At 72.2% G+C, this 6,172-nt stretch carries 3 protein-coding genes and 1 pseudogene; all 4 read left to right on the top strand.

All coding sequences use genetic code 11. The annotated features are described in order from the left end of the window. Nucleotides 1-565 (top strand): annotated as a pseudogene (locus tag ACFSL4_RS26325) (serine/threonine protein kinase); the annotation flags it as partial. Between the two features lie 130 nt (nt 566-695). Next, nucleotides 696-2,459: a protein kinase domain-containing protein gene (locus ACFSL4_RS26320; protein WP_381087809.1), complete on the top strand. Its 1,764-nt coding sequence runs from the start codon at nt 696-698 to the stop codon at nt 2,457-2,459. 104 nt (nt 2,460-2,563) lie between these two features. After that, complete coding sequence (locus ACFSL4_RS26315) at nt 2,564-4,204, top strand: succinic semialdehyde dehydrogenase (protein WP_381087806.1); 1,641 nt, start codon at nt 2,564-2,566, stop codon at nt 4,202-4,204. Nucleotides 4,205-4,377: 173 nt separating this feature from the next. Further along, complete coding sequence (locus ACFSL4_RS26310; RefSeq protein WP_381087821.1) at nt 4,378-6,135, top strand: GMC oxidoreductase; 1,758 nt, start codon at nt 4,378-4,380, stop codon at nt 6,133-6,135. The last annotated feature ends 37 nt before the right edge of the window (nt 6,136-6,172 follow it).

Here is a 6,172-nt window from a genome sequence, read left to right as displayed (position 1 = left end):
GTCGAGTTCCGGGCCACACCGCGCGTCGCAGGGCACGACGTCGGCGTCCGCGCCGGTCTTTGAACCCGCGCCCACCGGGACGGTGACCCGCTCGCCGTCGTCCGCGTCGGCCGCCGCCCGTACGGCGCCCTCGGGATACCGGCTGGTCCGGGACCCCGACGGGTTCTCGCTCGCGGTGCCGGACGGGTTCACCCGCAGCCCGCAGGAAGAGCGCGTCTTCTATCTGTCGCCGGGGCGCACCTTCCGCATCGGCGTCAAGACGGCGGACCCCGAGTCCGGAGGCCCGCTCGCGGTGATGCGGCGCGCGGACGCGCGCGGGCCGTCCACGAACCCGGGTTACCGCGACGGCCGGGTCACCGCGACCTCGCACGGGGGAGGCCCTGCCGCGCTGTGGGAGTTCACGTGGAACGGCTTCACGGCCGCGGAGGGCCCGCGGCACACCTACGACCTGTGCTGGGAGCAGGGCGGCCGGATGTACGACGTGTGGGTGTCGGCACCGGTCGGGAAGGTGAGGGAGGCGAAGGAGTACTTCGACGTGGCGGTGGACACATTCGCACCGGGGTAGTCCGTACGCTTCACGGATCGGGGCCGCGAGGTGGCGAGGGCCGCGATCGCGAACCCGGACGTCCACAAGCTCCAGGACGGTGCCCGCCCTCGCGTCGACAAGCGGGCGTTGCGCACGATAGTCATGGGGGATGAGCAACGACGGTGGCGGCACGGGCGCCAACGGCCTTGTGATCGGCGGCCGTTACCGGCTGATCGAGCGCATCGGCTCCGGCGGGACGGGCACCGTGTGGCGCGCCCTGGACGAGCGGGTCGAGCGGGACGTCGCCGTCAAGCAGCCTCATCTGCCCGGCGACCGCGAGGCCGAGAGCCACCGGCGGGCCGCCAACCGCCTGTACCGCGAGGCCCGCGCCGCCGCCCGTGTCGACCATCCTTCGGCGGTCTCCATCCACGACGTCGTCGTCGAGGACGGACTCCCCTGGATCGTCATGGAGTTGATCCGTGGTGAATCCCTGCACGAGGTGCTCCGGCGCGGCCCGCTGGAGCCCGCCGAATCCGCCCGTGTCGGCCTCGCCGTCCTCGGCGCGCTGCGCGCAGCGCACGCCGTCGGCATCGTGCACCGTGACGTCAAGCCCGCCAACGTCCTGCTCGGTCCCCATGACCGCGTCGTCCTCACCGATTTCGGCATCGCCCACATCCAGGGCGAGGAATCCCTCACCATGAGCGGGGAGTTCGTCGGCTCGCTGGAGTTCATCGCGCCGGAGCGGATGTCCGGGCGGGGCGCCGGGCCCGCCTCCGACCTGTGGTCGCTGGGCGTGCTGCTGTACGCCTCCGTCGAGGGACGGTCCCCGTTCCGCCGTACGGCACCGGAGTCCACGCTCGCCGCGATCCTCGCCGACGATCCGCCCGAGCCGAAGCGGGCCGGACCGCTCGGGCCGCTCATCCTGCGGCTGCTGGTGAGGGAACCGGAGCGGCGGCCCGGCGCGGAGGAGACCGGCGCGGTGCTGGAGGCGGTCGCCGAGGGGTGGCCCGCACCGGAACCGGACGGTGCCGGTGCGGGCGCCGTACGGCGCACGGAACCGCGGACGGAACCGCGGACGGAACCGCAGGCAGGACCACGGACAGAGCCGCAGGCGGCACTGCGACCAGAATCGCAGGCGGCACCGCGACCAGAACCGAAGGCGGCACCGCGACCAGAACCGCAAGCCCCATCGCAGGCAGAACCGGCGCCCGCGCTGCTCTCCGCCTCCGTGACGGAAACAGTCCCCGCCGCGAGACCGCGGCGCCGCACCCCGCGAGGCACCGTCCCCCTCGCCCTGCTCGGCGCCGTTGTCGCGGGTGGCACCTGGCTCGTCACGTTCTTCTTCGGCGGTCCCGACAGCAGGGCGGCCACGGAGCACCCGGCGACCTACAGCTCGGCTCCCGCCGCCGTGTCGAGCCCCACCGCCGCCCCGAGCCCTACGGCCGTCGCCTGGACCGCCCACCAGGAGGAGGCCATGCAGGCCGTCCTCTTCCTGCCGAGCGCGTACAGGGAGTCCGCCAGGCAGGGCGGCGCCGGCGACCAGCCCCGGCTCGTGGTCTACGAAGCCGACGGGATCACCGTCCGTCTCACCCGGTGGGACACGGCGCCCGGTTCCCCGATGAGCCGGGCGCAGGCGGCGCACCGCACCTGGGACGGCCACACGGGCGACGCGCGGACGCAGTACACCCGCACCCGTTTCCACGGTGACGAGGCCGCCCTCGCCGACACCGCCTTCGGCCTGGCCGGCTCCCCGACCCGCATCATGCAGATGTTCGTGCTGACCGGCGACGGCGGCATGTACGAACTGCGGGTCGACATGCCCAAGGGGACGGCGGACGAGAAGAAGGGAACCGCGGTGTTCAAGGAGGCCCGTAACCGTCTTGAGATCGGAAAAGACCGAGCAGTGTCCGGCCGCCACCGAACAATGCCCTGATCAGCACGTTTCTTGCCAGTGATCACTGGCGTCATGTGAGCACTCGGTGAATCCCTATTACCGACGGGTACACAAACGCTCCGGCCGGGCATACCCTGCGCCTCATGACGGACTCCCAGGCCCCGGAGAAGGCCATAGACGCGACCGGTACGGGCACGGCCGGCACGAACCCCCTCGCACCCGCCCCCGCCGGTGCCCGCACCGCCGTCGACGTGGTCACGCCGGAGCTGGTCGCCCAGCTCACCACGGGCGTGGCCGGCTCCGGCCGCACCGCCAACCACACGCCGTTCACCGGCGGGAAGCTGGCCGATCTGCCGGAGTCCACCCCCGAGGACGTGGCGGGGGCGTTCGAGCGGGCCCGCGCGGCCCAGCCCGTCTGGGCGGCCACCCCCGTGCGGCAGCGCGCCGCCGTCCTGCTCCGCTTCCACGACCTGGTGCTCGCCCGCCAGGCCGAGGTCCTCGACCTGATCCAGTTGGAGACCGGCAAGGCCCGGCTGCACGCCCACGAGGAGGTGCAGGCCGTCGTCGTCGCGGCCCGGCACTACGGCCGCAAGGCCCCCTCGTATCTGAAGCCCAAGCGGCACGCCGGTGCCATGCCGACGCTCACCCGGGTCACCGAACTGCGCCATCCGCGGGGCGTCGTGGGCCAGATCGCCCCCTGGAACTACCCCCTGGAACTGTCGGTCGGCGACGCGCTGCCGGCCTTCGCCGCGGGCAACGCCGTCGTGATGAAGCCCGACACCGAGACCTGCCTGACCGCGCTGTGGGCGCGCGATCTGCTGATCGAGGCCGGGCTGCCCGCCGACGTCTTCCAGGTCGTCATCGGCGACGGACCGGTAGTCGGCCCCGAGGTGGTCAAGCACGCCGACTACGTCTCCTTCACCGGTTCCACCCGCACCGGCCGCCAGGTCGCGCAGAGCGCCGCCGCCCGTCTCGTCGGCGTCTCCCTCGAACTCGGCGGCAAGAACGCCATGCTGGTCCTGCAGGACGCCGACGTCGACAAGGCGGCCGCGGGTGCCGTGCGCGCGTGCTTCTCGTCCGCGGGTCAACTGTGCATCTCCATCGAGCGGTTGTACGTCCACGAGTCGATCGCGGACGCCTTCCTGGAGCGGTTCGTCGCCCGCACCAAGGCGATGCGGCTCGGCAACGCCCTCGCGTACGGCGCCGACATGGGCTCGCTGGTCGGCGAGCGTCAACTGGCCGCCGTCACCCGGCACGTCGACGAGGCCGTCGCCAAGGGGGCGAAGGTCCTGGCCGGCGGGGTCGCCCGCCCGGACATCGGCCCGTACTTCTACGAGCCCACCGTCCTCGACGGCGTCGAGGCACCGATGTCGGTGTGCACGGAGGAGACCTTCGGACCGGTCGTGTCGATCTACCGCTTCAGTACCGAGGACGAGGCGATCGAGCGCGCCAACTCCACCCCGTACGGCCTGAACTCCTCCGTGTGGACGAAGGACGGCCGACGCGGCCGGGCGGTCGCCGCCCGGTTGCGCACGGGCACGGTCAACGTCAACGAGGGCTATGCGCCCGCCTACGGCAGCGTCCAGTCGCCCATGGGCGGGATGAAGGACTCCGGTCTCGGCCGCCGCCACGGCTCCGAGGGCATCCTCAAGTACACCGAGGCCCAGACCGTCGCCCACCAGCGGCTGCTGCCGATGGCGCCGTCCCTCGGCATGGACGACGAGAAGTACGCGGCGTTCATGAGCCGCAGCCTGAGAGTCATGAAGGCGCTGCGGCTGCGCTGACGCGCGCCGATCGCACCAGCCTCGAACGTCCTCAACGAGGAGAGCACGTGTCACAGGAGAACTCCGCCCGCACCCAGGGCGAACACCCGGACGAACGGAACGAACCGGCCGGTGGACCGGCCACGGAATCGACCGGGGAACAGCCCGACGCCCCGGCCTACGACTACGACGTCATCGTCGTCGGCTCCGGCTTCGGCGGCTCCGTCACCGCCCTGCGGCTGACCGAGAAGGGCTACCGGGTGGGCGTCCTGGAAGCGGGGCGCCGCTTCACCCGCGGCTCCCTGCCGAAGAACTCCTGGGACCTCAGGAACTACCTGTGGGCACCGGCTCTCGGTCTGTACGGCATCCAGCGCATCCATCTGCTGGGCAACGTCATGGTGCTGGCGGGCGCCGGGGTGGGCGGCGGCTCCCTCAACTACGCCAACACCCTCTACGTGCCGCCGCAGCCGTTCTTCGACGACCCGCAGTGGAAGGACATCACCGACTGGCAGGACGAACTGAAGCCGTACTACGACCAGGCGCGGCGCATGCTGGGCGTGCGGCTCAACCCGACCATGACCCCGTCGGACGTCCACCTCAAGGCCGCCGCCCAGCGCATGGGCTTCGGCGACACCTTCCACATGGCACCGGTCGGCGTCTTCTTCGGCGACGGTGACGACGCCGGCGGAGGCACCCGCGTCACGCCCGGCGAAGAGGTCCCCGACCCGTACTTCGGCGGCGCGGGGCCGGCCCGCCGGGCGTGCACCGAGTGCGGGGAGTGCATGACGGGCTGCCGTCACGGCGCCAAGAACACCCTCAACGAGAACTACCTCTACCTCGCCGAGAAGGCCGGCGCCGTCGTCCACCCGATGACGACGGTCGTGTCGGTCACCGAGGACTCACGGGGCGGGTACGCCGTCACGGCTCTCCCCACGGACAAGAAGCGCAAGGGGAAGGCGCGGACCTTCACGGCGCGCCGGGTCGTCCTCGCGGCGGGCACGTACGGTACGCAGACGCTGCTGCACCGCATGAAGGCGAACGGGCGGCTCCCGCACCTGTCGGACCGCCTGGGCGACCTGACCCGCACCAACTCCGAGGCGCTGGTGGGCGCGCAGACCGACAGACGCCGCTACCGCAAGGCGCACGGCACCGAGGTCGACTTCACCCGCGGCGTCGCGATCACCTCCTCGGTCCACCCGGACCGGAACACCCACATCGAACCGGTCCGCTACGGCAAGGGCTCGAACGCGATGGGCGGCCTGTCGGTCCTCCAGGTCCCGTACGCGGAGGGCTCCTCCCGGGCCCTGGCCTGGCTCGGGAACGTGGTGCGCCACCCGTGGCTGATGGCCCGGTCCCTCTCCAACCGCCGCTGGTCGGAGCGGACCATCATCGGACTGGTCATGCAGTCGCTGGACAACTCCCTGACGACGTACCTGAAGCCGAAGGGCCCCGGCAAGGGCCTGCTGACGGCCCGGCAGGGCCACGGCGCCCCCAACCCCAAGCAGATCAAGGCCGCTTCCGAGGCGGCGTCGGCGATCGCCGAGGAGATCAACGGCTTCCCGGGCAGCAACGTGGGCGAGCTGATGGGCACGCCGCTGACCGCGCACTTCCTGGGCGGCTGCCCGATCGGCGCCTCGCCCGAGACGGGCGTGATCGACCCGTACCACCGGCTGTACGGCCACCCCGGCATCTCGGTGGTCGACGGTGCGGCGGTCTCGGCGAACCTGGGCGTCAACCCCTCCCTGACGATCACCGCGCAGGCCGAGCGCGCCATGTCGTACTGGCCCAACAAGGGGGAGGCGGACCCGCGCCCGCAGCAGGGAGCGCCCTACGAACGCCTCAAGCCGGTCGAGCCCAGCCGCCCGACGGTACCGGCGGACGCGTTCGGTGCCCTGCGCCTGCCGTTCCTGGGCGTGCCGGCGGTGCCGTCGAAGAAGGACGCCGTCGGCTGACGGCGGACCGGGGCAGGGGTGAGCCGCGGCGGGCGTC

It is taken from the genome of Streptomyces caeni (assembly GCF_042678285.1).
Taxonomy (GTDB): Bacteria; Actinomycetota; Actinomycetes; order Streptomycetales; family Streptomycetaceae; genus Streptomyces; species Streptomyces caeni.
Note: the sequence above shows the minus strand (reverse complement) of the source record. Positions and strands in the feature narration are given on the sequence as shown.